This is a genomic window from Robiginitalea marina (genome assembly GCF_024006985.1).
GTDB classification, from domain to species: Bacteria; Bacteroidota; Bacteroidia; order Flavobacteriales; family Flavobacteriaceae; genus Robiginitalea; species Robiginitalea marina.
The window spans coordinates 61,241-87,287 of record NZ_JAMXIB010000003.1; the positions used below are offsets into that span (position 1 = coordinate 61,241).

General features: G+C 56.2%; 12 protein-coding genes and 1 tRNA gene. 5 read left to right on the forward strand and 8 right to left on the reverse strand.

The window, feature by feature from the left end; genetic code table 11:
• Positions 1-4: 4 nt before the first annotated feature.
• Positions 5-670 (forward strand): LysE family translocator, encoded by a 666-nt coding sequence (locus tag NG653_RS04960; RefSeq protein ID WP_252740573.1) that lies wholly within the window; start codon positions 5-7, stop codon positions 668-670.
• Positions 671-701: 31 nt separating this feature from the next.
• Here the strand turns inward: NG653_RS04960 and NG653_RS04965 are convergent.
• The 6 genes from NG653_RS04965 to NG653_RS04990 all read right to left on the reverse strand — a co-directional run bounded on the left by NG653_RS04965 (position 702) and on the right by NG653_RS04990 (position 20,269).
• A tRNA-Cys gene (locus tag NG653_RS04965) sits at positions 702-772 on the reverse strand.
• A 51-nt stretch (positions 773-823) separates the two neighbouring features.
• On the reverse strand, positions 824-1,180 hold the full coding sequence (gene folB / locus NG653_RS04970) for a dihydroneopterin aldolase (RefSeq protein ID WP_252740574.1): 357 nt from the start codon (positions 1,178-1,180) through the stop codon (positions 824-826).
• Between the two features lie 79 nt (positions 1,181-1,259).
• Complete coding sequence (locus NG653_RS04975; protein ID WP_252740575.1) at positions 1,260-2,210, reverse strand: PorP/SprF family type IX secretion system membrane protein; 951 nt, start codon at positions 2,208-2,210, stop codon at positions 1,260-1,262.
• A 20-nt stretch (positions 2,211-2,230) separates the two neighbouring features.
• Positions 2,231-15,898, reverse strand: a complete 13,668-nt coding sequence (locus tag NG653_RS04980; protein ID WP_252740576.1) for a T9SS type B sorting domain-containing protein — start codon at positions 15,896-15,898, stop codon at positions 2,231-2,233.
• A 5-nt stretch (positions 15,899-15,903) separates the two neighbouring features.
• On the reverse strand, positions 15,904-18,009 hold the full coding sequence (locus tag NG653_RS04985) for a PorP/SprF family type IX secretion system membrane protein (RefSeq protein WP_252740577.1): 2,106 nt from the start codon (positions 18,007-18,009) through the stop codon (positions 15,904-15,906).
• A gap of 7 nt (positions 18,010-18,016) precedes the next feature.
• A complete protein-coding gene (locus tag NG653_RS04990; RefSeq protein ID WP_252740578.1) occupies positions 18,017-20,269 on the reverse strand; it encodes a T9SS type B sorting domain-containing protein in 2,253 nt (750 codons plus the stop codon).
• Between the two features lie 274 nt (positions 20,270-20,543).
• Between NG653_RS04990 and NG653_RS04995 the strand changes: the two genes are divergently transcribed.
• The 4 genes from NG653_RS04995 (at position 20,544) to NG653_RS05010 (ending at position 23,426) form a co-directional block, all read left to right on the forward strand.
• Positions 20,544-22,232, forward strand: coding sequence for a glutamine--tRNA ligase/YqeY domain fusion protein (locus NG653_RS04995; RefSeq protein WP_252740579.1), 1,689 nt, complete (start codon positions 20,544-20,546; stop codon positions 22,230-22,232).
• A gap of 289 nt (positions 22,233-22,521) precedes the next feature.
• Entirely contained in the window at positions 22,522-22,851 is a 330-nt protein-coding gene (locus NG653_RS05000) for a YtxH domain-containing protein (RefSeq protein ID WP_252740580.1), read from the forward strand.
• 3 nt (positions 22,852-22,854) lie between these two features.
• Positions 22,855-23,205 (forward strand): phage holin family protein, encoded by a 351-nt coding sequence (locus tag NG653_RS05005; protein WP_252740581.1) that lies wholly within the window; start codon positions 22,855-22,857, stop codon positions 23,203-23,205.
• Complete coding sequence (locus NG653_RS05010) at positions 23,202-23,426, forward strand: DUF6327 family protein (protein ID WP_252740582.1); 225 nt, start codon at positions 23,202-23,204, stop codon at positions 23,424-23,426. The genes NG653_RS05005 and NG653_RS05010 overlap by 4 nt, the downstream gene beginning before the upstream one ends.
• A 47-nt stretch (positions 23,427-23,473) precedes the next feature.
• Here the strand turns inward: NG653_RS05010 and NG653_RS05015 are convergent, their stop codons facing one another.
• Positions 23,474-24,424 (reverse strand): SPFH domain-containing protein, encoded by a 951-nt coding sequence (locus NG653_RS05015; RefSeq protein ID WP_252740583.1) that lies wholly within the window; start codon positions 24,422-24,424, stop codon positions 23,474-23,476.
• A 91-nt stretch (positions 24,425-24,515) separates the two neighbouring features.
• Positions 24,516-26,021 carry a glutamate--tRNA ligase gene (gltX, locus tag NG653_RS05020; RefSeq protein WP_252740584.1) on the reverse strand — a complete coding sequence of 502 codons (1,506 nt, stop codon included), beginning with the start codon at positions 26,019-26,021 and terminating at the stop codon, positions 24,516-24,518.
• Positions 26,022-26,047 lie beyond the last annotated feature (26 nt).

Here is a 26,047-nt window from a genome sequence, read left to right on the forward strand (position 1 = left end):
TACTATGTGGGAGGATATCCAGGCTGCGATCCCCTTGGGCTTCCTGTTGAGCTTCATGGTTGGGCCTGTATTCTTTGTTTTACTGGAAACCAGCGCCACCAAGGGCTTTCGGGCAGGCCTGGTACTCGACCTGGGGGTGATCCTGGCCGACATTTTCTTTCTGATTATCGCCTACTTCAGTAGTTACCAGTTGCTGGAGAACCTTAGCAACCAGCCCGGGCTCTATGTTTTTGGGGGCGTTATTTTGCTGGTTTACGGGTTGACCACCATCTTCAGGTCCGATTTCAAAGAAAAAAAGCCCCGGATCGTTACCCGGGGAAGCGATTACCTTGGCCTTTTTGTAAAGGGTTTCCTGCTGAATTTCATAAATATCGGGGTATTGGTATTCTGGCTGGGGGTTATCATTATCGTGGGACCCAGCCTGGAGAATGAACCCAATCGCCTGATCACATTTTTCAGCGCCATGCTGGGGGCCTATTTGGCGACCGATATCGTAAAGATCCTGCTGGCCAAACAACTCAAAAGGAAACTGACGCGAAAGCGGATCTACCAGATCAAAAAGGTGCTGGGAATCATCCTTGCCCTATGCGGGGTGGTCCTGATCGTAAAGGGGTTCCTCCCTAAAGACAAGCTGAATATAGAGCAGGGGATCGAGCTGATCAGGGAATGAAAAAACCCCGAAGGAGTATCGGGGTTTTCTGAGGCATCGAGCGGATTCGAACCGCTGTACAAGCTTTTGCAGAGCTGCGCCTAGCCACTCGGCCACGATGCCTTTTCAGGAGCACAAAGGTATTATTTTTTCCGGCTTCAAAAAAACAATCTTTCATCGCGACTTCCGAAGAATCACGGTAACCTGCTGAACATCCCCGCCCAGGGGAGGGTTGACTTTGGAAATTGCCACCTCCGCTTCTTCCACCTGTGGATGGTCCCTGAAGATGCGGCTCAGGATCCTGTCGGCAACCGTTTCCAACAGGTGGCTCCTGGTTTCCATTTCTTCCCTGACAATCCCATGCAGGTGAACATAATCCACGGTGTCGGAAAGCCGGTCCGTCAGGGCCGCTTTTTCCAGGTTGGCCTGTACTTCGAGGTCTACCCGGTAGTCCGACCCGATAATGCCTTCTTCCCTGAGGCAGCCGTGGAAGGCATACAGGCGGATGTTATCCAGGCGTACTTTTCCCAAAATGTTCGTTTTCTGCAAAACTAGGACAAAAACCAGAGATTACCCTTGATCTGCAGTCGTTTTGGGCGCCCTTCCGGGATTAATACGTACACCGGCAATTGCTCAGGCCCTGGAACAAATCGACCCCTACGGTAATCACGTGGGTCCCGTAACTGAACGCCAGGATATCATTGAGGATGATTTGCACCGAGTAGGCGAAATAGAAATTCCCTTTCTTAAGCCCCGCAAAGGGGGCAATGTACAGGGGGCGGCCGATCTGGTCGTTTAAGAACCGGTAGTTTACCCCCGTATAGTAATAGTCCTCAAAATCGTAGAGGCGCAATTTCATATTCAGGTCGGTTTCGGAACGCCCGTCGCTTTCAAAGATCTTATAAAGGACAGAGGGCTCCAGCTCCAGCCGGCTGTTTTTGTTTTTGGAATAGCGGAACCCCGTGTAAACGTAATAATTCCGGAGTTGGTTCGGCTCAAAAATGGGGTTGAACCCGGTGAGGTCCTTATCGATGAGGTTGGAAGCATTGACGCTGAGGTAAAACTTGTTGATCCGGTACATTACCCCCACGTCGAAGTTGTGGTTGCTGGTGGACCGGTCGTCGGTTACAGAAGGGTCTCCCCCCAGGTTCTGGAATTCCTCGATGTCGATCCGGAACTGGTTGAAATTATACGAAATCCCGAAAGAAAGGAATTCATCTTCGTATTTGTCGAGGGTCAGGTGGTGCGCAAAAGACAGGCGGGCACCCTGCTGGCGGGTGAAGCCGTTGCTGTCGTTATACAGGAAAATCCCCGCCCCCGAACGGTTGCCGATACGGGCGTCGGCAGCCAGGGACTGGGTTTCCGGGGCGTCCTCGATCCCCACCCACTGGCTCAGGCCGTTCAAGCGGATCTTGACGTGGTCGCCGATCCCGGCATAGGTCGGGGCCAGCACAAAGGGGTTGTCTGCCAGGTACTGGGAGAGCTGAGGCGAGTTCAATTCCTGTCCGCTAGAACTCAGCGCGCCTGCCATCAACAACACAAGTAAGAATCTGAAACGCATAGCTAGTTTAGGTTAAGTTCTTAGCGGTACAGGGTGAAATGGCCCACAAATTCCCGGGTGTCCCGTTCCCCGTTCAGTTTGATTACGTACCAGTAGTCTCCGGTTGGGAGTTCCCTTCCGTCGTAGGTGCCGTCCCAACCCTGGCTTCCATAGGCTTCCTCGGCAACCACTCTACCATAACGATCATAAATTTTTATTAGTATTTCCGGGAAGCCCTCCATGTTTCTGGGGATCCAGAAATCGTTGTTTCCATCGCCATCCGGGGTAAAGAAATTCGGGATTTCGATGTCTATGAACTCCATGAAAATCTGGGCCTCGGCCACACAACCATTCTGGTCCACCACGCGGACGGTATAGGTGCCGGTTTCCGTGATGTAATACGTGTTGTCGGCACCGTTGTCGTCATCGTTGAAATAGAAGGTGTATTCGGGCACCCCGCCGCCGGCAATGGCCGTGATCTCATTGATGTTCTGTTGGGCCAATGCAAGGGTGAGCGGCTCAAATGCCTGTATTTCAAAGTCGATGGTCAGTACACACCCGTTGGCGTGCGAGATGGCCAGGTAGTGCGGGCCGGGAGCCAGGTTGGTGAAATCGGGATCCAGCTGCATGTCGGCAGGGTCGGTCGAATCCAGGGCATACATGACCTGGTCAGCCATAGCCTGATCTTCCAGCACCACCTCCAGATAGTTGTCCGGGAGGTCTCCCGTACATTCGTAAACCGGGGTTACCACGGCGTTCAGGTTCACTCCGGGCTCGATGGTTGCAATAACATTGGTCTCACATCCCTGGGCATCCCTCACAAAGATGACGTAGGTGCCCGAAGCCAGTCCGGTAAATGAAGCCTGGGCCGGTTGGAAGTCAGCATCGGCATTGGAATTGAACGCGGTCTGGTAAGGAGCGGTTCCGCCTGAAATAACCAGGTCGATCAGGCCGTCCTCGCTTCCGACACATACCTCAGGGGTAGCCGTAGCCGACACTTCAAGGGGTTGTGGTTCCGTCAGGGTAAACTGGAAGGTGAGGAAGCACCCGTTTACGTCCTGTGCAATTACATCGTATACCCCGGCCTCCAGGTCGGTAAAGGTATTTACCGTATCGAACTGGTTCAGGTTCGGGCTAATGGCGTACAGGATGTTCCCTGTGCCGCCGGAAACCGCAACAGTAATCGTTCCGTCCGACTCCCCGGCACAGGTGATGTTGGTAAAGCTTTCCTGGTCGATTTGCAGGGGCGCAGGTTCGGTGATTATTATCTCGGAAGATACTTCTTCGCAATCGTCGCTTACCACGCGGATCCAGTAGCTTCCCACCCCGAGGCCGGAAAAGGTACCGCTTTGCTGAGGCCCTGCCAGCAGGGAGCTCAGGGCGGCATCGCCGAACAACTCATACTGGTAGTTACCCAGTCCGCCGGTGGCCAGGGCCCGCAGGGAAGCGGTAGCCTCCCCGGTGCAGTTGATCATTGCCGCACTGGTGTCAATGGTCAGGGCAAGCGGGGGAACGGGCTCGATACTTACCTGGTTGGAAAGGTCCCCTTCGCACCCGAAGGAATCCCGGACATAATACTGGTAGGTGCCGTCGGCCACGCTGAAGGTGTGGGTGTTGCCACCCGACATCGGGCTGTAGTTCACCCCATCGGTACTGTATTCATACGGGCCTGTTCCCCCGGTCGCACCCAGGACGATTTCACCGTTGCCGGCACAGGTCATCTGGGCGGTTTGCACCAGGGTGGCGAACACTTCCGTTGGCTCGCTGATCACCACTTGAGGCGTTTCCATCCCGCAGTTCCAACCGTCGGTGACGGTAATGCTGTAGGTGCCTGCGCCCAGGTTTGCAAACACGGGGTTGCTTTGGGCCCCGGAGGTAAAGGTCACCGTAGTGCCGGTGGCATCGTAGACATTGAGCTGGTAGGAATAGGATCCTTCCCCCCCGCTGACGTTGATCGCCGATACCGCCGCATTCTCGTCCCCGTAACAGGCAAGGGTTGTGGGCGTTGCCGTGATATCTGCGCTAATGGGCAGGGGTTCCGTAAGGGTAATGGTATCGTTGAAGACACACCCTGCAACGTCTGTCACTGCCACGGTGAAATTCCCTGCAGAAAGGCCGGTAAAGAGCAGGCCGCCACTGCCGCTTGCGGTATAGCTCTGACCGGTGGTGGTATTCACCAGTACCACATCATATGGGGCATATCCGCCTTCCGGGCGCACTTCGATTTCCCCCTGGTCGTTGGTACAGGTTACCCCGGCAACTTCGGAAACCGAAGCGGTAAGGGCCATGTCAGGAGAGGCAATGGTAAACACATTGGAATCTTCTGCACAGAACGGGGCGTCGGATTGCGTTACGCGGATAAAGTAATTTCCTCCACTGAGCCCGGTTACCAGAATGGGGTTGGTGGCGGTGGAACCGCTTCCAGTAATCCCAGTGGAAACCGCTGCGCTGGTAAACACCTCGTAAGTGTAGTTTCCGGTATATCCACTGACCTCCACAGAGGCTTCTCCATTGGCATCCCCGAAACAAACCACGGGGCTTACCGGGCTTGCAGTCACATCGATCAGGTCGTAAGGCGCAATGTTGTAGGGCGCCGTAAGCACATAGCAACCTGTGGCATTGTCAGTCACACGGAAGGTATAGCTTCCCGGGGCCGACAATTCAAAGGTGGCTGAAGTGTTTGAGGGCGTCCCGGTCAGGATACCGTTAGGGTTGCCCAATGGCAATAGTTCAAAGGTATAGGTGTTGGCAGGGTTGCCGTCATCGGTTACCGTAACCAGCACTTCTTCAGGGTTAAGGCAGGTGATGGCCACATTTTGGGCGACACCGGCTGTAAAGGCATTCAGGGGCTCCAGGACTACAGGCACGATTTCCACACACCCGTTGGCGTCGCGCACCGACACACTGAGGTTCTGGGTGCTGCCGGTGTCTGCCACCCCGAAGGTGTTTGCCGACTGGTAATTCACCCCGTCTATACTGTAGAGGTAGGGGGCCGTACCGCCTCCGGCAATAGCGGTGACGGTTGCGGTGTTCACCGAGTTGTCGGGGGCACAGGCAAAGGCTGTGGCGCTGGCCGACAAGGTAAGCACAGGCGGCTCATCGATGGTGACATTCTGCTGGGCCACGCAGGACAGGCCGGAAATAGCCTCTACCACGTAGTTGCCCGCGGATAATCCGCTGAACAGGGGGTCTGACTGAGGCCCGGCGATCGGGATCCCCCCCTGGTATAGCACATAGGTATAAGGCGGGTTGTCATTGACGCCTGCCCCTGAAGGCTGCAGGTTCACCCGGATGCTGCCATCGCTGCCGCCATTACACGTTACATCGGTAACCGTAGCCGGGGCGAGGGTAACCGGGGTCGGGGCCACAAGGGCCACATTTACGGTTTCCGTACAGTTGGGGGTGGTATCCAGGTCGCTTACCACAAAGACATAGGTGCCGGCCTGATCCAGCCCGGTAAACACCCCGGTGGTATTGCTTGCCGTGGTGATGCCGTCAGGAAAGGTTACCGTGTAATCGAAGTTCCCGGAACCTCCCTGGGCCGCAATGGTAATCTCGCCCTCAGGGGTTGTCGTACAATCCAGGGGTTTTACCACGGTACCCACCAGGGCCAGTACATCATATAACACTTCGGGGCCCACTACGGTGCTGCAACCCCACTGGTCGTTAACGCGGACTTCATAGGAACCTTCTCCAAGCCCGCTGAATACGGGGCTGCCCTGGGGCGCACCGAAATCTGCCCCATTGCGGATCAGCTGGTAGGTGTAGTTGCCGCCCTGACCGCCGAGGACCCCAACCACTTCGATTTCTCCCTGGAAGGCCGTACAGTTCTCCTGGTTTACCTGGAGGGAAGCCGTAATGGGTGCAGGGTCTGCCAGTACGATATTGTCCTGGATCAGTTCCGCACATCCCCGGGCGTCGATCACCCAGGCCTGGTAGGTGCCGGCCCCAAGGTTGTCGAACACGGGGGAAGCGATATAATCCCCGGGCCCTGCGGGGGCTGAAGTGCCGACGTAGTAAGTATAGCCGCCCCAGCCGCCCAGGACGTTGTAGATTTCAATACGGCCATCCATGCCCACACACGTAATCGGATCCACCAGTACGGCGGCGCTCAGGGCTGCAGGAGGGCCTGCAATATTGAACAGTTCCGTCTGCGTACATTGGGGCGCAGCGGTCTGGGTCATTTCCACCCGGTATTCCCCGGCGAAAAGTGCAATCGGAGCCGTAGGCCCGTTGGTGGGGCTGTTTCCGAAATCCACGACCACATCATCTGCCGTATTGCCCGGGGTCCCGTTGGTGTCGTAAATCGTCCAGTCAAAGCCTCCGGCATAGGTGGCATCCAGGAGCTCAAAGGTAACGGCCCCGGATTGGGTGCCAAAGCAGGTGACATCTGAAACGATATCCACGGCAATGTCGAACGTGTTGGGGTCCGTCAGGGTCTCCACGACGCTCAGTACACACCCGGTGTCGGTATGCCGCACCAGGAAGATGTAGGTGCCTGCGGAAAGCCCCCCGAAGGTGTTGGAAGCCTGCCAGGTTGCCCCGTTATCGATGCTGTATTCGAGCAGGGCGGCATTCCCACTGGCGGTAGTTGCCGTCAGGCTGATCTCGCCATCGGCCCCCGGAACGCAGCTCAGGGGGTTGGTGATGGCCGCGGTAAGGCCCTGCAGTTCGTCAAAGGCAGGAATAATCGCCGTGGTGCTTCCCACGCAGCCATTGCTGTCGTATACGTTGATGGTATAGCTGCCCCCGGCCAGGTTGGTCTCGGCGTACAGCGGGTTGTTGCCGCTTTGCACCACCACATCATCGGCCGTGCTGGGGGTTCCCTGGTCGTTGATGAACTCGTACACCGCATAGGTGCCGCTTCCACCGGTAATGCCGGAGGCATCCACCAGGATGGTCGCGTTCCCCGGGTTATTGCCGGCGGGGCATGCGAAAGGGGTGACCACGGGGACGGGTACCGCAACAGGGTCCGGTTCGCCTATGGTGATCCCTGTGATTACTTCCGTACAGCCGTTGGTGCCGGTGGCTGTGATATCGTATGTGCCCGCGGGCAGCCCTTCAAAGGTGTTGGTGGCGGCATTGAAGGAGCCGGCTGCCGGGCTGATCGCAAAGGTCAGGGGATTGATGCCGGTATCGGTCTGGAACAGCCTGATAAAGCCATCGGAATCCCCGTTACAGGTCACATCCTGATGGATTTCCGTGAATTGCGGCAATACCGCGGGGGGCACCTCCACATCCACTGTGCCGAGGCAGTTGGGAACTGAAGTGCCGGTATCGTACACGGTAATGGTGTAGGTACCCGGGGCACTGGCGAGGTCCCATACATAGGGGCTTCCGGGCAGGGCGGTCCGCACCTGGCTCACCGGGCCGCTGATTTCGTAGTCGTAGGAGCCGGAACCGGAGGTTACCGCGATGGTGATCTGGGCGTTGTTGTTGGGCGCAGGCTCGCAATCGAGCAGGGTGGTAAGGCTGGCATTGAATTGCAGGGGGGGCTGGATGTCAAAGAAATCCGTTTCCCCGCAGCCGTTCACGTCCCGCACGGCAATGCTCTGCCCCGGGCCGGAACTAAGCCCGGTCACGGTAAACTGGTTGGAGGCATTGAAGGCCACAGCCTGCCAGGCACTTCCGTTAACGCTGATCTGATAGGGTGCAATGCCCGGGGAGGTCAGGGTAACAAGGACCTCAAAAGTCCCTTCGGCAACGCATTCATCCACCACGGAAAGGGCGATTTCCGGCTGGGGATCCAGGGCCACGGTAACGGCGTCGGACTGGATGCAGTCGTTGGCGTCCTTCACGTACACGATATAATCCCCGGCCTCCACATTGGCAAAAGTGCTGCTGGTCCATCCCGGGTCTGCGGCTGTTGGTGCCGGGTCGGTGGCCGGCAGGTACTGGAATTCATAGGGCGCCGTCCCGAACTGGGCGGTGGCGGTAATCACCCCGTCGTTGGGGTTACAGGTATCGTTTTCAGGCGAGTCGGCGGTAACCTGCAGCAGGTTGGTCGACTGCGAAATGGTAAATTCCGGGGTGGCTACGGAACATCCGTTAAAGGCGCCGCCCACTTCGGTCAGCAGCACATAGTACACGCCCTGGTCAAGGGGCCCGAGGTTGCTCAGGGTAATAGGTCCTGCCGGGGGGTTCACCGGCTGGCTACCTGAGATGACTGGGGTCAGGGGGGCATTGGACTGGAAGTTATAGATCTCCCAGGTTACCGCGGTGGCCCCGGGGTCGAACCCGTCGAGGTCGAAAGAGATGCTGCCGTCCGCAGCGCCCGTACAGGAAATGTCCCTGGGCGCCATGGCGCTCGCCACCATGCCGGAAGGGCTGTTGATGGGTGCACTGGCCGTCTCGAAATAGTAACAAAGGGTCACCAGGTCATGCACTACAAACGTGTAGGTGATGCCCGGTACCAACCCGGTAAAGGTGGCCGTATCCCCCCCGGGCACGTCAGGGGCCTGGTAGGTTGAGGAATACGGGGTTGAGTAGGTTTCGAGGATGGCAAATTCATAATTCCCGCTTCCCACCACCGAGGATACGGTTACGATGGCCGTTCCGCCCGTGGTACAATCGGCGGTAAGGGTAGACACGTCGATATCCAGGTCGTCCGGGGGCGAGGCAATGATGTTGGTGGTGAGCACGGAACAACCATTGGCATCCACCACATCCACTTCATAGATCCCGAATTCAAGGATCGAGAAGGTGTAATCTTCCCCTCCGGCGGTCGTGGGATAGCTGGCGGAATAGCCATTGTTTCCGGTCAGGTAATACGTGTATTCCCCGGTGCCCCCGGTCAGGTTCTCCACGGTAATGGAACCCGGGGTGGTCCCGGAAGTGGCGTCGCAGGTAATCGGCACCAGGTTGATGTCGTAGGAAAGGGCATCCGGCTGGGCAATGCTCACCGGGAAGGGCAGCGAGGCGCAGCCCTTGCTGTCGGTAATGGTGACCTCATAGTCCCCGGCAGGCAGACCCGTGGTCTGGACGCCGTAGGAGGTGCTGGTGTTGGTTTCAAACACCTCAATGGTGTAAGGCCCCAGGCCTATGGAGGTATCGATCACCACATCCAGGGTTCCGGTCAAGGCCCCGTTACACAGGATGTCTGTGGGCGTTACCGCACTGATTACCGGGGTATCCGCCGGGGTCACCGTTACCGGGCCGGTTACCGCGATACAGGCGGTGGGGGTAGTGGTATCCGTTACGCGGAAGATATAGGTGGCAGCGGTATTTGTGGTAAACGTATTCCCGGTAAAACCAGTCGTATTCCAGGTGGTTCCCCCGGTATCGGACCACTCATAGGAGTAGGTGCCGGAGCCGCCGGAAGCATTTACGTCGATGGTCGCCGGGGCGATACAGCTCAGGTCTGCGGTCAGCACCGCAGCGGCCAGCAATTGGGGGTTTATGGTCACCGCAATCGGGGTGCCCACACAGCCATAGGCGTCCCTAACATTGATGTCGTAGGTGCCTGCCGCCAGGTTGCCGAAGGTGTAGGTGGTGGAAGAGGCCGGGCTGGGGGTCATCCAGGGCCCTCCGTTGATATTGAAGAGGTACAGGCCATTGCCATCGGTTACATTCACGGCAATTTCCCCGTCATTATTTCCACTATAACAAGCCGTGGGCGTGGCAGTGAAGGCGAGGGCCTGGGGGGGTGCGATAGTGATCACCACATCGATGGGATCTTCGCATCCGTTGATGTCCCGTACGCGCACAAGGTAGTCTCCTGCGGGAATGGAAGTGAAGACATTGCTGGCCTGGTAGGCAGTAATCACGGCGCCAAGGCCGTCTTCCAGCTGGTATTGATAGGCAGGGGTCCCCCCGGTAGCAGAGGCCGTAATGGTCGCCCCGGCATTCGAGCACGTAATTTCTTCGGTAATGCCGGCCGATGCAACCACCGGAGCGGGCTCGGCCAGGGTCGCGTTCAGGGTAATGGCGCAGCCGGGATCAAGGGCATCCCGTATCTCAATGGTATACGGACCCGCCGCCAGGCCCGTAAGGGTGACTGGACTGCTGGTCTGGGGGGCGGAATAGCCCCCGCCGTTTACCTGGTATTCAAAGCCATTGACCGCATTGAAGTTTTCCACTTCAAAAGTGATCTGCCCGCTATTGTCGCCGGCGCAGAGGAGGCCCGTCTGGTTGAGTAGAGCCGCCCCAAAAGCCAGGCCGGACTCAACCACCACAGCGGTTTCTGTGGTACAGTCGCTGCCGTAATTCACGGTGATGGTATGGTTCCCCGGGGTAACGCCCGCAAACACGTTGGAAGCCTGGAAAGCGCCCCCGTCGAGGGAATAGGTATAGGTTGGATCGGACGGCAGCACGGTAATCTCCCCGGTACCGTCGCAGCTGTACGCAACAGTGGTGCCCAGGGAAGGTTCTGCCGGCAACGGGTCGAGAATCAGGGCAGGAAGCGACAGGACGCAACCCACAGCGTTGGCATCCCTCACCTCAACAGTAAAGGTTCCGTCGGACAGGCCGGAATATACGATGCCCCCCGGGGTGGGCGCACTCCATGCACCGCCGTTGAGGCGGTATTGATACGACCCCGACCCCCCGCTTGTGGGGGTTACCCCGCCCACGGTGATTTCACCGGGCTGCAGGCAGGTATACGGTTGGGTTATTGCGGCTTCGGCCACCAGGGGAGCGGGCTCCGACAGAGTTACCACGTCGGTTGCCTCACACCCTTCGGCGTCCTGTACCCTGATGGCATAAGTGCCGGCCGGCAGGTTCACGAAGTTGCTTCCCGTCTGATAGGTGGCGCCATCATCGATGCTGTAGCGATACGGGGCATTCCCCCCGGAGGCGGCGATGGCAATTGCCCCTGTATTGTCGCCGAAACAAAGGATGTCTGTGGGCGTAGGGGTGATGGCCAGGGGCGGATCCTGGGTGATGGTGAGGTCCACCATGGCTTCGCAGTAATCGGCTCCCCCGGCATTGTCGCGCACATAAACGTCGTAGTCTCCGGCACCGCTTACGGGGATGGTGTTAGAGGCACCGAAGTCCCCGGCAACCGGCGTGACCCCATCCCCAACAACGGCGTATACAAAATTCCCGTCGCCCCCGGAAGCAGAGATGAAGACGTCCGTATCCGTGGCACAGGCCGTAATCGGATCGGCGGAAGCGCTCAGGGCCAGTTCCGGATCAACAGTGATGTTCGCGCTGGCCGTACAGTTTTTGCCATCGATAACCTCGACGGTGTAGGTGCCCGGGCCCAGTCCGCTGAAGACGTTGGATGCTCCGTAAGCACCTCCGTTGAGGCGATACAGGTAATTTCCGTCCCCGCCCGAAAGGATGGTGGCGGTAAGGGTAAGGCCTGTGGCATCATCATAGCACAGGTCGTTGGCCGTAAGCCCCAGTACAGGGGGTATTGCCGCGTCGAGGACGGTGTTTGCGAAGGCCACACACCCATTGGCGTCGCTCACTTCTGCCGTATACGTGCCGACCTGGGCAAGCCCGGTAAACACCCCGCTGGTGTTCGACAACGTACTGGTGTCGGGCAGGGTCAGGGTATAGGTGAAACTGCCCCACCCTCCCGAGGCTGTCAGGGCAATGCTGCCATCTGCCGTACAGGTTGGCTGGGTAGCTACCAGGTTAAGGGCCAGGGTAGTGGATGGTTCCTCTACGGTCACTGAAGCCGTATCGGTACAGCCGGTATCGGAATCGGTGACGATGATATCGTAGGTTCCCGCAGCAAGGCCCGTCAGGTCAATCGCATTGGCAGTTTGTGCCGTGCCTGAAAATGCGGCCGGTCCGGTCACGGCATAATCGTAAGAAGAAGCAAATCCGGAAACACTGAACTGCACGGCCCCGTCGGCACCTCCCAAACAACTGACCGGGGAGATTTGCAGGCCCGAAACACCAATTGGGACCACCGGGGCGATGGTAAAGTTTTCTTCATAGGTACAGCCATTGGCATCGGTTACGCGGAAGGTATAGGTGTCCGCGGCCAGTCCGGTGAAGGAGGCTGTATTTCCGGTGGTTGAACTGGCAGCAATCGCTGCCGGGGCAATAACCTCAAACACAAAGGGCGCAGTTCCGTCGGCAACGGATACCGAAACATCGGAAGTCAGGGCCGGGCATTGCGGTTGTGTTGCGGTGAAGGAGAGGTCGCTCGGCAAACTTAGCGGATCTATGGTAATGGGGTTCGCCACCGTGGTGCACCCGTTGGCGTCCCGGACGGTTATGGAATAGGTCCCGTCGGCCAGGCCGGTAAAGGTTTCCGCCCCTGCTCCGCTGACAAAGTTTATCCCGTCAATGCTGTATTCATAAGGGGCCGTACCCCCGCTCACATTCTGTGCCTGGATGCTGCCGTCCTGCAGGCAGGTGTAGTCCTGTACCAGGGCGGCATCTGCCGCCAGGGTATTGGTAGGCCCGGAGATGGTGTAGTTTTCGAAAAACTCGCAGGAAGCGCTTCCCTTGCGGAAATCGAGGCGCACCATGTAATCGCCTTGAGGCAATCCCGGGAATGATCCGGAAGTGTTGGAAGCGATTTGCACGCCGTTTTCGTCGATGAGGAAAAAGGTGAGCTGGTATCCGTTCCGGTCGATCACATTAAAGGTAATGCTGCCACTGGAATCCCCGAAACACTGTTCGTCCACCACGGTCGTGGGGTCGTATTCCACCGGCGGCTCAAAGTAAATCGTCACCGGGTTTGAAATGTCGAAGCAGTTGTTGCGGTCGACCACCACGAAAGTATAGGTCCCGGGGTCCCAGACATCAAAAATCACACTGGTCTGGAACTCAGAGGCCGGGATAGAGGCCGGGTCGGGATAGGAGATTTGAGTGACCCCCCCTTCGTCCACAAATTCCCAGATGGCATAGGTGTGGGGCGTGCGTCCCCCCGTGGATTCCATCAGGATGTTCCCTTCCCGGCAGGTAATGTTCTGTGAAACACGTGCGGTCAGTTGCAGGTCAGAAAGGTCTTCAATAATGACCTGTTCTGTGTACGCGCAGCCGTCATCGGTGTTTACCGCCACGTCATAGGTGCCCGGGGCCAGGTTGTCAAAGGTATAGTTGTTGTCTGTGGAAGGCCCGAAGGTGTCTATCGAATTTCCTCCCTGGGAGATCTCATAATAGTATTGCGGGTTTACGTCGAGTACGGAAATGCTGATAGACCCCAGCCCGCTGCAGTCCGCTGCCCGGGAGGTCAGGTCTACCTGGAAGTTCCGGCGCAGCACCCCGATGTTTTCGAGGCGGAAAACGCATCCACCGACCACACCCTGCTGGCGCATTTCCACCGAGTACGCCCCGTTGTTTGCAATGTCAAAGCTGGGGCCGTTTCCGGCAGCATAAGGCACCAGGATGTTGCCGTTGGTTGCATCCAACAGTTGGTATTCATAGTCTGCCGGCATGTTGGTAACCGTGATGTTCCCCGGGGTCGCACAAATAATGTCCGTAACATTGAACTGGGGGTCGAGCGGGTTCTTAAAGATGTTGAAATAGAATCGCGTAAAGCAGCCATTCTGGTAATTGATCACCACCCGGTATTCCCCGGCATCCGAGGCCAGGAAGTCGTTTCCGGTGTCTACGGTGTTCCAGCCACAGGCGGAATTCTTGTTGGCACAGTCTTCCCCTGCGTCCAGGCAGCTGGCCTCGTCCAAACGTTCCCAAACAATGCTGGTAGCATCGGGGATGTTGATTTCGATAAGTTCCGTATCGTTGGCGCCGCAGAGGAAGATCTTCGGCAGCGGTTCCCCGTCATTGGGGCAGACCACGATCTCTCCCTCCACGGTATTGGAGGTGTCGTTGATTAGGGTTGCAATAGGGTTGGTCTGGGTCACCCCGGGCAAGACCACGGTAATAAATTCCTGGAAGCCCTTGCATGGGTCGGCGACGATCTTATCGACGATGTAGGAGCCGGCTTCGGTCACCTGGAGGGTGCTTGGATCGCCGTCGGGGTCCCCGTCGCTGAGGGGGGTGTCCCCTGCGTCGATCTGTCCGTTTCCATTGTTGTCAAAATACCAGAGGTACTCGTCAAAATTGTCCCCCGCATCCAGGACCACACTGTTCCCGCAGAGTTCCACGGTACGGCTGAAGTCGCAGTTTTCGAGGTCATCGAGCAGGAAGTTGGTGGCTCCCGGGGTTACAAAGCCGCAATTGTCAAAATCGGATACGCTGGGGTCATCCGTGATCTGGGCGCTGTTCAATGAGCCCTGATAGGTGGAATACGCCAGGTTTTCAATTACATCGGTACAGGCATTGATAAAGTCAAAGCAGTTCTCCGCAACCTGCACGCGCATGCGGATACGGGCGACAGGATCCCCTTCCTGCACCAGGTTGTCGGGAATGCTGAAAACCACTTCACGAGTGGCGGCATTGTAGGTATAGGTGACTCCCGGGGGTAGCACCAGCGCAGCCTCATTGAGGGTGGTGTTGAGCGGGAGGACGTCCCGGATGGTGTAATTGATGGCATCGTCATTGCCGACGTTTTGAAAGGAAAGCACATAATCCAGGATCTGGCCGAGGTTTACCCCCTGCCCGGTTATGTCGTTCCCCCCGATATCTTCCACGGTTTTTTCCAGGACGATTTCCGGTTCGATGATTTCTACGGAGAAGGTCGAAAGAAAGGCCCCGTACCCGTCCCCGGAGGAGGTGAACTGCAGGGTTGCCCCGGTTTCATCGTTCGGCAGTACAGAATTAAACGGGTTGTTCAGCTCAAAAATATCCAGGTCCAGACCCAGGGTGTTGGTTCCATAGGGGGTCCTGGTTGGTACCTGGGCCCCATTGTTACTGATTGTGGAGTTAAAGAAATTGTTCGCCGGGTTCAGCCCGGTAGTGAGGTTAGTGAAACCGCCTACGGAATTGGCGCGAATCCGGAAGCGGTCATTGCTGATTCCCCGGTCCCCTTCCAGGGCCGCCACCCCAATGCGGGCGCGTACGGGAAAACCCGGGGGCAGGGTCCTGAACCCGGATACATTCACGTTAACGGCAGGGACGCTTCCCTGTACCCCGGCATACCCGTCGAAAGTCGAAATGAACTTCCCGGGTTCGTTGGGGTTTTCATAGATGACCACGAGTATCCAGCCGGCAGAACTCGACCCGTTTCTCCGGCCCCGGGTGGCCCGGATGTTGGCCACGGTGTATTCGCCGTTCGGATTGGGAAGGGATTGTACCAGGGAGGTGACATCCTTATAGCAGATAATGGGGGAATCCTTAAAGGAGTTGTTGATGTTTACGGGGTCGTACCCGTCAAAGATAATGTCGTCTTCTTCCCCTGGCGGGTCGGGGTTGGCGTCAGCAACCAGATCAATATAGGCGCCCCCGGGCATCCTGAACTTTACCTGGTTCCAGTCTTCTATTCGGGGCGTACCGTCAAATTGGGCAGATGCGTTTGTGCTTCGGTCGTTGGGGTAGGTTGAGGCCCAGTATAACCCGGCATAGCGCACCAGGGAGCAGTCTACATCGGGTACGCTCAGTTGTGCACTGCTGGAGCTGAAGGTGGTTGGGTCCCCGTCGATGTCGATGTATTCCATCCACAACGAGTTGTTGTTCGCGGTCCCGTTATAGGGGGTGTTTGCCTGGGCGGGGTTGGTTTCGCTTGCCCTGTTGAGGATGTTGTTCCCCACAAAAAGGATATCGCCCCGGACTTCTATGTTCCCCCCCGCCAACCGGGGAGTAAAGGGTACTGCTTCCTGGGCAAACCCATGGAAGAAACCCCAGAATCCCAGGGAAAAGAGTAAAAGTAGTTTTGAAGAGAGCGTGCGTAAAACTGGTCTCATCGAGGTTAGGTTAGTTGGTTAGGGGTTACGCGCATGATCCACATTTTATCGGTATAACTGTTGTTGAGCCCGGAGTAATAGGAGATCAGGGCGCTGTTCCAGTTATCGTGGCGCTTCAGGTAAACGTAACGGTAGTTGTTTTCGGGGTTGATGAAGTAACTGGCGCTAAGACCCAGCGAGTTCAGGTACTGCACAAACCGATTGGCATTTTTTGGGCTGGAGAAAACGTTGGCGATCAGGAAATACTTGGTTCCATCGCCGGCGGACAAGGCCTCAGCATCACCTTTTTCCCCCTGGGCCAGGCGATCGCGGACGATCACGTTTTGACGCAGGACGTCGTTTTCAACCCCGGCGGCTTTTTTGCTGACTTTTTCGGAATTGGCCGCGTAGGCCTCGTTGGTATACCGGTTTTCCACATTCATGACCCAGAGGGCACCTCCATAGGCGCCGTCCATCCCGGAACGGGCAGCAGCTTCCGCCTCTTTCCAGGTTTCAAAACGATTCAGGTACACGTATTTCAACCCGTTGCTCGGGTTTTCGATATGTTCCGCGGTAATGCCCGAGGCTTTCAGGTCTTCCATAAAGCGGCTCATGTAATGCGTGCCTTTGTATACATTGGCAACCAGGTAATAGCCATCAGCCACACCTTCCAGGTCCTTGAATTTCCGCTGTTTTACCGGTGAAGGCGCCTCGGCTGTTGTAGCCAGGGCCCTGGCCGGCGCCCTTGTTATATCTTTGGCGGTTTCGGCCGGTTTCGGCTCATCGACTACGCGTTCAGCCAGGGCGGCATTGCGCGGCTGGGAAGGGAAAAGGGTTTCCCCTGCCTCAGGTTGTTGTTCGTGGGCCTGGGTGCGGGAGGTATCCCCGGCATCGGCCAACCCGGTTTTCTGGTTGTTCAGAAAATATACCTGTCGGGCTTTTTCCTCCATTTGGGGAAGGTTACCCCCGGTTTCCTGGCGCACCATGCGCATAACCATTTCAAAACGTTTTTCCAGTTCCGATTCCCGGGTGCGTTCCAGGGAATCCTGGCGGAACATCAATTCGGCGAGGATGGCGTCGTTTTCCGCAAGGCGCCGTTTGAGCTCTGCGATTTCAACATCCTTGTCGGTCGGGGTTGTTTCAAGGGCTTCCCCTTCGGCGCTGGCCAGGCGGTCTTCATATCCGTCCTCAAGCATTACCCGGTCTTCCGTGAGGTTCGGGGTAAAGGAGTATGCAAAGGAAATTTCATGGGTAACCCCGAAGTTGTCAAAGGTGCTGGTGAGGCCTTTTTCCATGGTATAGCCAATGGAGAGCCTGCGATTAAGGTTAAACCCGACCCCCGCGGAGGCGCCGTAAAAGCTGTCGTATCCCCCCTGTACCCATCCGATTTTGGGAAGGTCCAGGATGAGGCTTCCCCCCAGTACGAGGTCTTCCTCCCCTACCTTGCGCACCCGCGCCAGGGGCATCAGCCGGCCTTGTTCAAAGATCCCGGACTGATTTTCAAACTGATGGGTATATTGAAAGTGACTCGAAAAGGTCTTCTCTTTGAAACTGGTAATCGCCTCACTGGTTTTAAGGTTGTAATCGATCAGGTTTTCCGCATAAACGCCGAAATCGAACGGGCCGTATGAAATATTGAATCCGGGCTGGAACGTGAGCAGGGAACTGTCCTGGAAACCGCTCAGAAAGGGGTCGTCTTCTACAGGGTTTGCCCGGCTTTCATCAAATCCACTATTGTAATAGGAAAGGTTGGCCCCGAAGGTGAAATTGCTCTTGTCGCTGAGCTTCACCCCATAGGCATAATTGGCCAGCACGCCGTAATTGCTAAGGGTTCCCTCCCTCTGGGTATACAGGCTTAAGCCCAGCCCCGAACGGTCACCGATACGCCCGCTGTAGCTGAGGAAATAACTTTGGTTGTTGTCGTCGAAGGTTACGGCCTGGTTCCGGTGCAGCAGGTTGATATAGGATTTGTCTTCCCGCACCGTGGAAAAGGTGGGGTTGATCAAAAACCGGTTGAACTTCAGCAAGTTCTGTGCGGGCACTTCATAGGCAATAAAAGGGTTGTCTTCCTGGGCCCGGGACAGGGGCAGGAAAGACAAGCACACCAATAAAAACAACAACTTGTGTTTCATCTTTAAACTAGCGTATGACGGTAATCGTACCTTGTTTTAACGTTTGTTCGGCATTACGGATCTTGTAGTAGAACACCATGTTCTGCCTGGGGAACCCGGCAGCCGAGGAGGGCCAGTTGTTCTGGTAATTGTTTACGTTCAACACCTCTTCGCCCTTGTCGTTATAAATGGTCACTATAACCTCCGGCTTGCCGGAATAGGTGTTCGGGAGCACCCACTGGTCGTTGATGCCATCCCCATTCGGGGAGATTACGTTGGGTACCCGGAAGGTGTCCAGATAGCTTACGGTGATGACCCGGCTGATTTCACAGCCCCCCAGATCCGCCAGCAGCAGGTATGTCCCTTCCTGGCTAAGGGTAACGGAGGAAAGGCTCGAGATTTCCATGTTGTTGGCATCGAACCAGCGATAGCTGTCGGCCCCGGAGGCATTAATGGTGCGGCTGGTCCCTTCGGGAATGCGCAGATCGCTACCCGCGTCAAGGGTAATCAGGTTTTCATCCAGGGCGCTCAGGGTGATTTCATTGGAGGCCACAGGACATCCGGCGCGCTGTAATACCAGTTGGTATGTGCCTGGGGTGCTTACCTCGACGGAGGCAGCGACCTGGCTCAGGGCGACACCGTCGCGGTACCAGGCGTAAGACTCCCCGGTGAGGTCCCTGGAAGTGCTGAGGGTGATGGGCTGTGATGGCCCGCATACCGTAAGGTCAGTACTGGTAATGCTCAGGGTTTCATTTGGCCGGAGCTGCACGGGCAGGGTGTTCGAGGAGGGGTCGTACGTTGAGATGCGGCCCTCCACATGGTAAGTTCCGTTTTCTGAATCCCCGGCAAGGCTGATGCTTTGTGAGGTGGCTCCACTGATCGGGGCGCCGTCCAGGAACCATTGGAAAGTCATGCTGGCAAGCAGGTCTGCGGTAACGTCAGTCGTGTTGCCCCCGTTGTCTACTGCGCGGATGGCTCCTACCTGAAGGACTGTGTTGCTGCTTGTACAGGAAACGTATCCGGCCCCATAGGCAATTGCGATCTCCAGGGAGGCCGGAGCCACTACCGTAGTAAGTTCGGAATCGATGGAGGTGGAGGCGCACGACCCGCCGGTAAGGGATACGCGGGCAAAATAAGTGCCGGTGTCACTATCCGATACGGCGAGCGAGGGAGAAGTTGCCCCCGAAACAGGGCTGCCGTCGCGATACCACTGGAACGTAGCCCCTGAGGCATCGGTCGAAACGACCAGGTTTTGGGTCTGTCCCGGGAGGACCACTACGTTTCCGGGGTTCTCCCGGGTTACTGTAAAATTGCCTGCATTGGAAATGGTGATCGGGGCGGAACGCTCCACGCAGGCCCCGGGACCAAAAACTTCTACCTGGTAGCCCCCCTCGAAACCAGCTACTGCGGCATCGACCAGGTAACCTGACGCATCCACGGCAGGACTGGTTATGGCCACTCCATCCCTGAACCATGTATAGGTAAGTCCCTGGTTGATAATGTTGGCTTCCAGCAATTGGGTTTCCCCCGAACACAGGGTGGTTTGTGCAGGAGGGTTGATTGCGATGCCCAGGCTGCTTCCCGTTGTGATGTCTATAAGGTTGGAAAGGGTGTTTCCCGATCCGGAACACGCCCCATAATCAATTTCCACATTGTACATCCCTCCCTGTGAAGCTGTAAGGACGGGCCCTTTTTCCGAGAGTGGCGTACCGCTGCGATACCAGTTATACTGATAGGTATTTGCGTTGGGAAGGTTGTATACTTCCAGTGTTATCGCATTCCCATCACACACCTGTGCGGTACCATTGCCAAAGTCGGCCTGGCCCTGCTGGCGGATGGTAAGGGCGCTATTCACATCCAGATAATACATCGGATACGAAACAGAGGCGGGGCTGGTAGCCGCCGGGCTTGTGCTTCGCACGCGCAGGCGGTAGCCCTCACCTCTGGTATCCTGGGGTAAAGAGAACTGGAAATGAAAATCAAATGTGGTATTCTTCGAAGCATCCCTGGCCAATTCCGTGGGAGAACTAAAGCTGCCATTGGCGTCGGAGAGTTCGAGGATGAATTCGTTGTCTGAATTCACAAGGGGTGGGCCCCAGGTAAACCGGGCCCAGTAATCGTTAAAGCTCTGAGAGGCACAGGCTGCACTCCATGGGGTAGAGCCTGCGGGGGGTGTCTGGTTTGGGGCTGCTTGTGGGGCATTCAGTACCTGGCCGTTTGCTGAATAATGGCCAACGAAGGCACAGAGCAGGGCTGCTGTAAGAAGTAGTTTTTTGCTCATGGTCTCTTTTTTTTGAGATTGGTAACTTGCTTTTTGCCCTGTCGATGGCTGAAGTCGTTTCCCGGAGCCCTCTGATTATGGTTGTTTTGAGGCGGGCAACCCGGGGGGATTTCAACATCTACTAACAAAGATGCTTCTTAGGCGGGCCCTGAGGAATTTATTGTTGTAGGGCAGGGGTTATCTGTTGTGAAACAGGGGGAATTGTATGGATGTACCGATTAATTTAATCGTTGAAAGGCATTTTTTCTACCTTTACCGCCTGAATGCACCACATATGAGCGAGTCGGGAAAACCCCTGAATTTTCTGGAACACCTTATTGAGGAGGACCTGCGGAACGGCTTTAAAAAGGAGCTCTTGCGGTTCCGGTTTCCCCCGGAGCCAAACGGGTATCTGCATATCGGGCACGCGAGTTCGATATGCTTGAATTTTGGGCTTGGACTTCGGTATGGCGCCCCGGTGAACCTTCGTTTCGATGATACCAACCCTACCAAGGAAGAACAGGAGTACGTAGATGCGATCAAGCTCGATGTGGAGTGGCTGGGCTACTCCTGGGCAAAGGAATGTTACGCCTCAGATTATTTCCAGCAACTATACGATTGGGCCGAGGACCTTATTCGGGCCGGGAAGGCCTATGTCGACAGCCAGAAGTCAGAGGATATCGCCAAACAAAAGGGGACACCCACCGAAGCGGGGGTCGCAAGCCCGTATCGGGACCGGAGTGTTGCGGAAAACCTGGAGTTATTCCGGAAAATGAAGGCCGGAGAGTTTCCGGAGGGCGCTCATGTGCTTCGGGCACGGATAGACATGGCTTCCCCTAACATGCTGATGCGCGACCCCGTCATGTACCGGATCTTGCACCGATCGCACCACCGCACTAATACCGAATGGTGTATTTACCCGTTGTACGACTGGACCCACGGGGAGAGCGATTACATTGAACAAGTGTCCCACAGCCTCTGTACCCTCGAATTTGCCCCGCACCGGGAGCTCTACGACTGGTTTTTAGACCAAGTGGTAGAATTTGATAAGGTCAGGCCGAAGCAACGCGAATTTGCCCGCCGAAACCTCAGCCACACCGTGGTGAGCAAAAGGAAGCTGCTGCAGTTGGTGCAGCAGGGGTTCGTCAAGGGGTGGGACGACCCGAGGATGCCCACCATTTCCGGGTTGCGCAGGAGGGGGTGCACGCCCGAAGCCCTGAGGAACTTCGCCCAAACCATTGGAATTGCCAAAAGGGATAATGTGGTGGATGTGGCCCTGCTGGACTTCCACATGAGGGAACACCTGAACCGGGTCGCCCCCAGGGTGATGGCTGTCCTCGATCCGATCAGGCTCGTAATTACCAATTATGAAGAGGCGAAGGTCGAGTGGCTTGAAGCGGAAAACAACCCGGAAGATCCCCAGGCGGGATCGCGGGAAATCCCGTTTTCCAGGGAACTGTATATTGAACGGGACGATTTTCGTGAAGAGGCAAACCGAAAGTTTTTCCGGCTCAGGCTCGGGGGGGAGGTGCGCTTGAAAAACGCCTACATCATCAAGGCCGAGGAGGTGAGGAAGGATGCCGGGGGGAATATCCTTGAGATCCATTGCACCTACGACCCGAAGAGCAAAAGCGGCAGCGGGACGGAAGAGAGCCTGCGCAAGGTGAAGGGCACCCTGCACTGGGTTTCGGCCCCGCACGCCATAGAGGCGGAAGTTCGCCTTTACGACCGGCTCTTTTCAGACCCTACCCCGGATTCCCATAAAGACCGCGACTTCCTTGAATTTATCAACCCGGAATCCCTGACCCTGGTACGGGCCAAAGTGGAACCCGGGTTGGCCACAGCCCAACCGGGCGACCGGTTTCAGTTCCAGCGCATGGGATATTTCTGTTTGGACCCCGACAGTACCCCGGGGAACCTGGTCTTTAACCGCACCGCAACCCTGAGGGATACCTGGGCAAAACTCGAACAAAACGAGGAATAGCTATGCCCTATGAAAATCCTCCGCGCCATTGATGCGAACTATTAAAAACGACTTAAAATAAGGCGGTTTAATCGGGGATTTTCCGGAAGCCGGGTCGAAGTATGCTAAATCGGACGAAAGAGGCTTCAGGAGTCTGGTTTAAAGGGGTTGGCCAATTTCCCTGCCTGGGTACCCCGGCAGGCCTTCTGGAAGGGGCCGCTTTCCGTGGCCGTTTTCCTTTCCTGCTCCTCGGAAATTCACTATCTTATAGGCTCGTAAAAAATTGTTTAACCAACAAATACCAAAAACTATGGCAAATGATAGCGGATCGGTGGTGCTGGCTTTGCTGGTAGGTGCCGTTATCGGTGCGGGCGTCGGGATCCTGTATGCCCCTGACGAGGGAACCAAAACGCGGGAGCGCCTGAAGGAGAAGGCCCGGGAAGGCGCCGATGAAATAAAGGAACGGGTCTCTGAGGCCCGCAAGCAGGTGGAAACTTCTGCGCGCAAGCAGCATAAGGAGTTTGAGAAGAGCCTCGATGAGGCCATTTCAAAATTCAGCCACCGGGCCGATGATGTCCTGGCAGGACTGGAGCGTCGCCTGGAGGAACTCCGTAAGGAAAACGCCAAATTTCAAAAATAGAAAATGGCTTTCGAGCAGTTAAAGGAAGATTGGTCCGATTCTCAGAGGGCCACCCGGGAATACATTGACAGCACGGTAGACTACTACCGGCTCAGGACGTTCAAATTTGTAATGAAATCCTTTTATGCCCTGGCCCTGGCCCTGGTCCTGGGGATGTTCGGATTGCTGGCGCTTTTCTTCCTGTCCATTGCCGGCTCCTTTGCCCTGGGGGACCTCCTGGGCAACCCAACGCATGGCTTTTTGATGGTGGGGGGGCTCTATGTGCTTTTAGGGGCCCTGGCATTTGCCCTTAGGGGCAGGCTACAGTCGGCCCTGCTCAAACGGTTTTCAGCTTATTATTTTGACGGGGAATGAAAGACTGGCACTACACTTCTTTTAAGGAAATAGACAGGGACCTTACCATCCTTGAACTGAAACGCGACATTGCAGCCGAGGAACTCAAGGCCGATTTCCGCAACCTGAAGGAAAGCCTCGAACCCCGGGAGCTCCTTTCGGATCTGGTTGGGGGCGACGTGCTCAAAAAATTTCTTTTCTCCTGGGCAATGGGCTACCTCCTTAGGAAAATACGGGGATAGCTCCCCGGCGGACTGGGCTTTTTCAAAGGGCGGCCACACCCAAGAGGCTAAGTGGCCTGCCCTTTATTCTTGCCTTCAGCATCCTTTTTCTGCTGCTTCATTGCCTCCCCGATCTGATTGCTCGCGGTAAAGGAAGCCACCATATTGTTTAGCATATCGCTGGCCGCCTGGGGGGAATTGGGAAGCAGGATAAGGTTGGTATTGGTTTCTTCCCCTATGGCCTGGAGGGTGTCGTAATGTTGGGTGACGACGATCAGGGCGGAAGCTTCCTGGGAATTGATGCCTACTTTGTTCAACACCTCCACCGATTCTTCAAGGCCCCGCGCGATTTCCCGGCGTTGATCGGCGATACCCTGGCCCTGCAGGCGTTTGCTTTCCGCTTCTGCCTTGGCCTTTTCCACAATCAGGATACGCGCCGCATCCCCTTCGAACTGGGCTGCGATCTTCTCGCGTTCCGAGGCGTTGATCCGGTTCATTGCAGCCTTTACCTGGGCATCCGGGTCGATATCGGTGACCAGGGTTTTGATGATGTCATACCCGTAATCGAGCATGGCGTCCTGTAACTCGGACTTTACGGCAATGGCGATATCGTCTTTTTTCACAAAAACGTCATCGAGTTTCATCTTGGGGACCTCGGCCCGCACCACGTCAAACACATAGGAAGTAATTTGTTCGTGCGGATACTCCAGTTTATAGAAGGCATCATAGACCTTGTCGCGGATAACCACATATTGAACGGAAACCTTCAGCTTTACAAAGACATCATCGAGTGTCTTGGTCTCTACAATCACATCGAGCTGCTGGATCTTCAGGCTTAATTTGCCCGCGATGCGATCAACCAGGGGGATTTTCATCTGCAGCCCGGAATTCCGGATGCTGTGAAACCGACCAAAGCGTTCAACAACCACCGCGGTTTGTTGTTTCACCACAAAAAAAGACCAGAACAGCAGCAGGATGCCAAGGGCGATAAATGGCACCCAAAAGAAAAGATTTGCCATAGCTTATGTGTGTTGATTATGGTTTTAAGGTACGAAGAGTCCCTGAAATAGGTCGTCCTTTGGCCTAAAATGTTACAGCCCCGGCAAGGGATTACAGCGACTCCAGGGCGTATTGGATCCGGGTCAGGGTCTGCTCCTTTCCGATCAGTTCCATAATCTCATAGAGGTGCGGTCCCTGCAGCGCCCCTACCAGTACCAGCCGCAGCGGGGGCATGACCTGGCCGAAAGAAAGCCCGTTGTTCTGAATCCATCCGGTTACGGCCTTTTCGATATCCGCAGCGGTAAATGGGGTTATCGCCGTGAGTTCGGCAGCCAGCGAACGCATTAATTCCGGGGTGCCCTCCTTCCACTGTTTGCTTACGGCTTTGGGGTCAAATTCGGTTGGCGCCTGGAAGAAATACGATCCCAGGCCCCAGAACTCGTGGACAAAGGACGCCCTATCCCTGATCAGGCCAACTACCTGTGCGAGGTAGGCGTCTGAAAAAGAATCTGCTTCCACCCCGTGTCCGGTAAGTACGGTACGGAACAGCGGGACCAGGTCTGAAATGGGTTTGGCCTGCAGGTATTGGTGGTTATACCATTTGTTTTTTTCCGGGTCGAAGCGGGCCCCGGATTTCTGGACCCGGTCCAGGTCAAAGGCCTGCACGAGCTCTTCCCTGGAAAACAGTTCCTGTTCCGTTCCCGGGTTCCACCCCAGTAAGGCCAGGAAATTAACCACGGTTTCCGGGAAGTAGCCGCTCTCCCGATAGCCGGGGCTGTCTTGCCATTGAAGGGGAAATACCGGAAATCCCATTTTTTCCCCATCCCTTTTGCTGAGCTTCCCCTTGCCCTGGGGTTTCATGATCAGCGGCAGGTGGGCGAACTGCGGGGGCTCCCAGCCGAAGGCTTTGTATAATTGAAAGTGCAGTGCCAGGGAGGGAAGCCATTCCTCCCCGCGGATAACGTGGCTGATTTCCATCAGGTGGTCGTCCACGATGTTCGCCAGGTGGTAGGTAGGCATCCCGTCGCTTTTGAAAAGCACCTTGTCGTCGAGGGTATTGCCGTCTATCCGGATCTCCCCGCGGATAAGGTCCTTCAGGGTGATGACCGTATCGAGCGGCCATTGGAAACGAATGGCGTAGGGGGCTCCCTGTTTGAGCAGGGCGGCTACTTCCTCCTGGTCAAGGGTCAGGGAATTTTTCAGGCCTTCCCGGGTTTCCCAGTTGTAGGTGAAGGTTTTGCCTTCTGCTTCGGAGGCCATCCGGAGGCCATCCAGTTCTTCAGGGGTATCAAAGGCGTAGTAAGCCCAGGAGGTTTCCACCAATTGTTGCGCATAGGCGGAATACAAATGCTTGCGTTCGCTTTGCCTGTAGGGGCCGAAACCCCCATCCCGCCCAGGGCCTTCATCAAAGGGGATTCCCAGCCATTCCAGGGATTCCACGATATATTCTTCAGCCCCCGGAACAAAGCGGTTCTGGTCGGTGTCCTCGATGCGCAGCAGGAAGCTCCCCCCGTGTTTTTTTGCAAACAGGTAGTTGAACAGGGCGGTACGGACCCCCCCAATATGTAAAGGCCCCGTGGGACTTGGGGCAAAACGAACGCGCACCGTCTGGTTCATAACCGTTTTTTCTCAGGCAAAGATAG

What these genes read in the sequence shown, in the direction of transcription:
- NG653_RS04960 (WP_252740573.1), top strand. Translation starts at nt 5, where the DNA reads ATGTGGGAGGATATCCAGGCTGCGATCCCCTTGGGCTTCCTGTTGAGC.
- NG653_RS04975 (WP_252740575.1), bottom strand. Translation starts at nt 2,210, where the DNA reads ATGCGTTTCAGATTCTTACTTGTGTTGTTGATGGCAGGCGCGCTGAGT.
- NG653_RS04980 (WP_252740576.1), bottom strand. Translation starts at nt 15,898, where the DNA reads ATGAGACCAGTTTTACGCACGCTCTCTTCAAAACTACTTTTACTCTTT.
- NG653_RS04985 (WP_252740577.1), bottom strand. Translation starts at nt 18,009, where the DNA reads ATGAAACACAAGTTGTTGTTTTTATTGGTGTGCTTGTCTTTCCTGCCC.
- NG653_RS04990 (WP_252740578.1), bottom strand. Translation starts at nt 20,269, where the DNA reads ATGAGCAAAAAACTACTTCTTACAGCAGCCCTGCTCTGTGCCTTCGTT.
- NG653_RS04995 (WP_252740579.1), top strand. Translation starts at nt 20,544, where the DNA reads ATGAGCGAGTCGGGAAAACCCCTGAATTTTCTGGAACACCTTATTGAG.
- NG653_RS05000 (WP_252740580.1), top strand. Translation starts at nt 22,522, where the DNA reads ATGGCAAATGATAGCGGATCGGTGGTGCTGGCTTTGCTGGTAGGTGCC.
- NG653_RS05005 (WP_252740581.1), top strand. Translation starts at nt 22,855, where the DNA reads ATGGCTTTCGAGCAGTTAAAGGAAGATTGGTCCGATTCTCAGAGGGCC.
- NG653_RS05010 (WP_252740582.1), top strand. Translation starts at nt 23,202, where the DNA reads ATGAAAGACTGGCACTACACTTCTTTTAAGGAAATAGACAGGGACCTT.
- NG653_RS05015 (WP_252740583.1), bottom strand. Translation starts at nt 24,424, where the DNA reads ATGGCAAATCTTTTCTTTTGGGTGCCATTTATCGCCCTTGGCATCCTG.
- gltX (WP_252740584.1), bottom strand. Translation starts at nt 26,021, where the DNA reads ATGAACCAGACGGTGCGCGTTCGTTTTGCCCCAAGTCCCACGGGGCCT.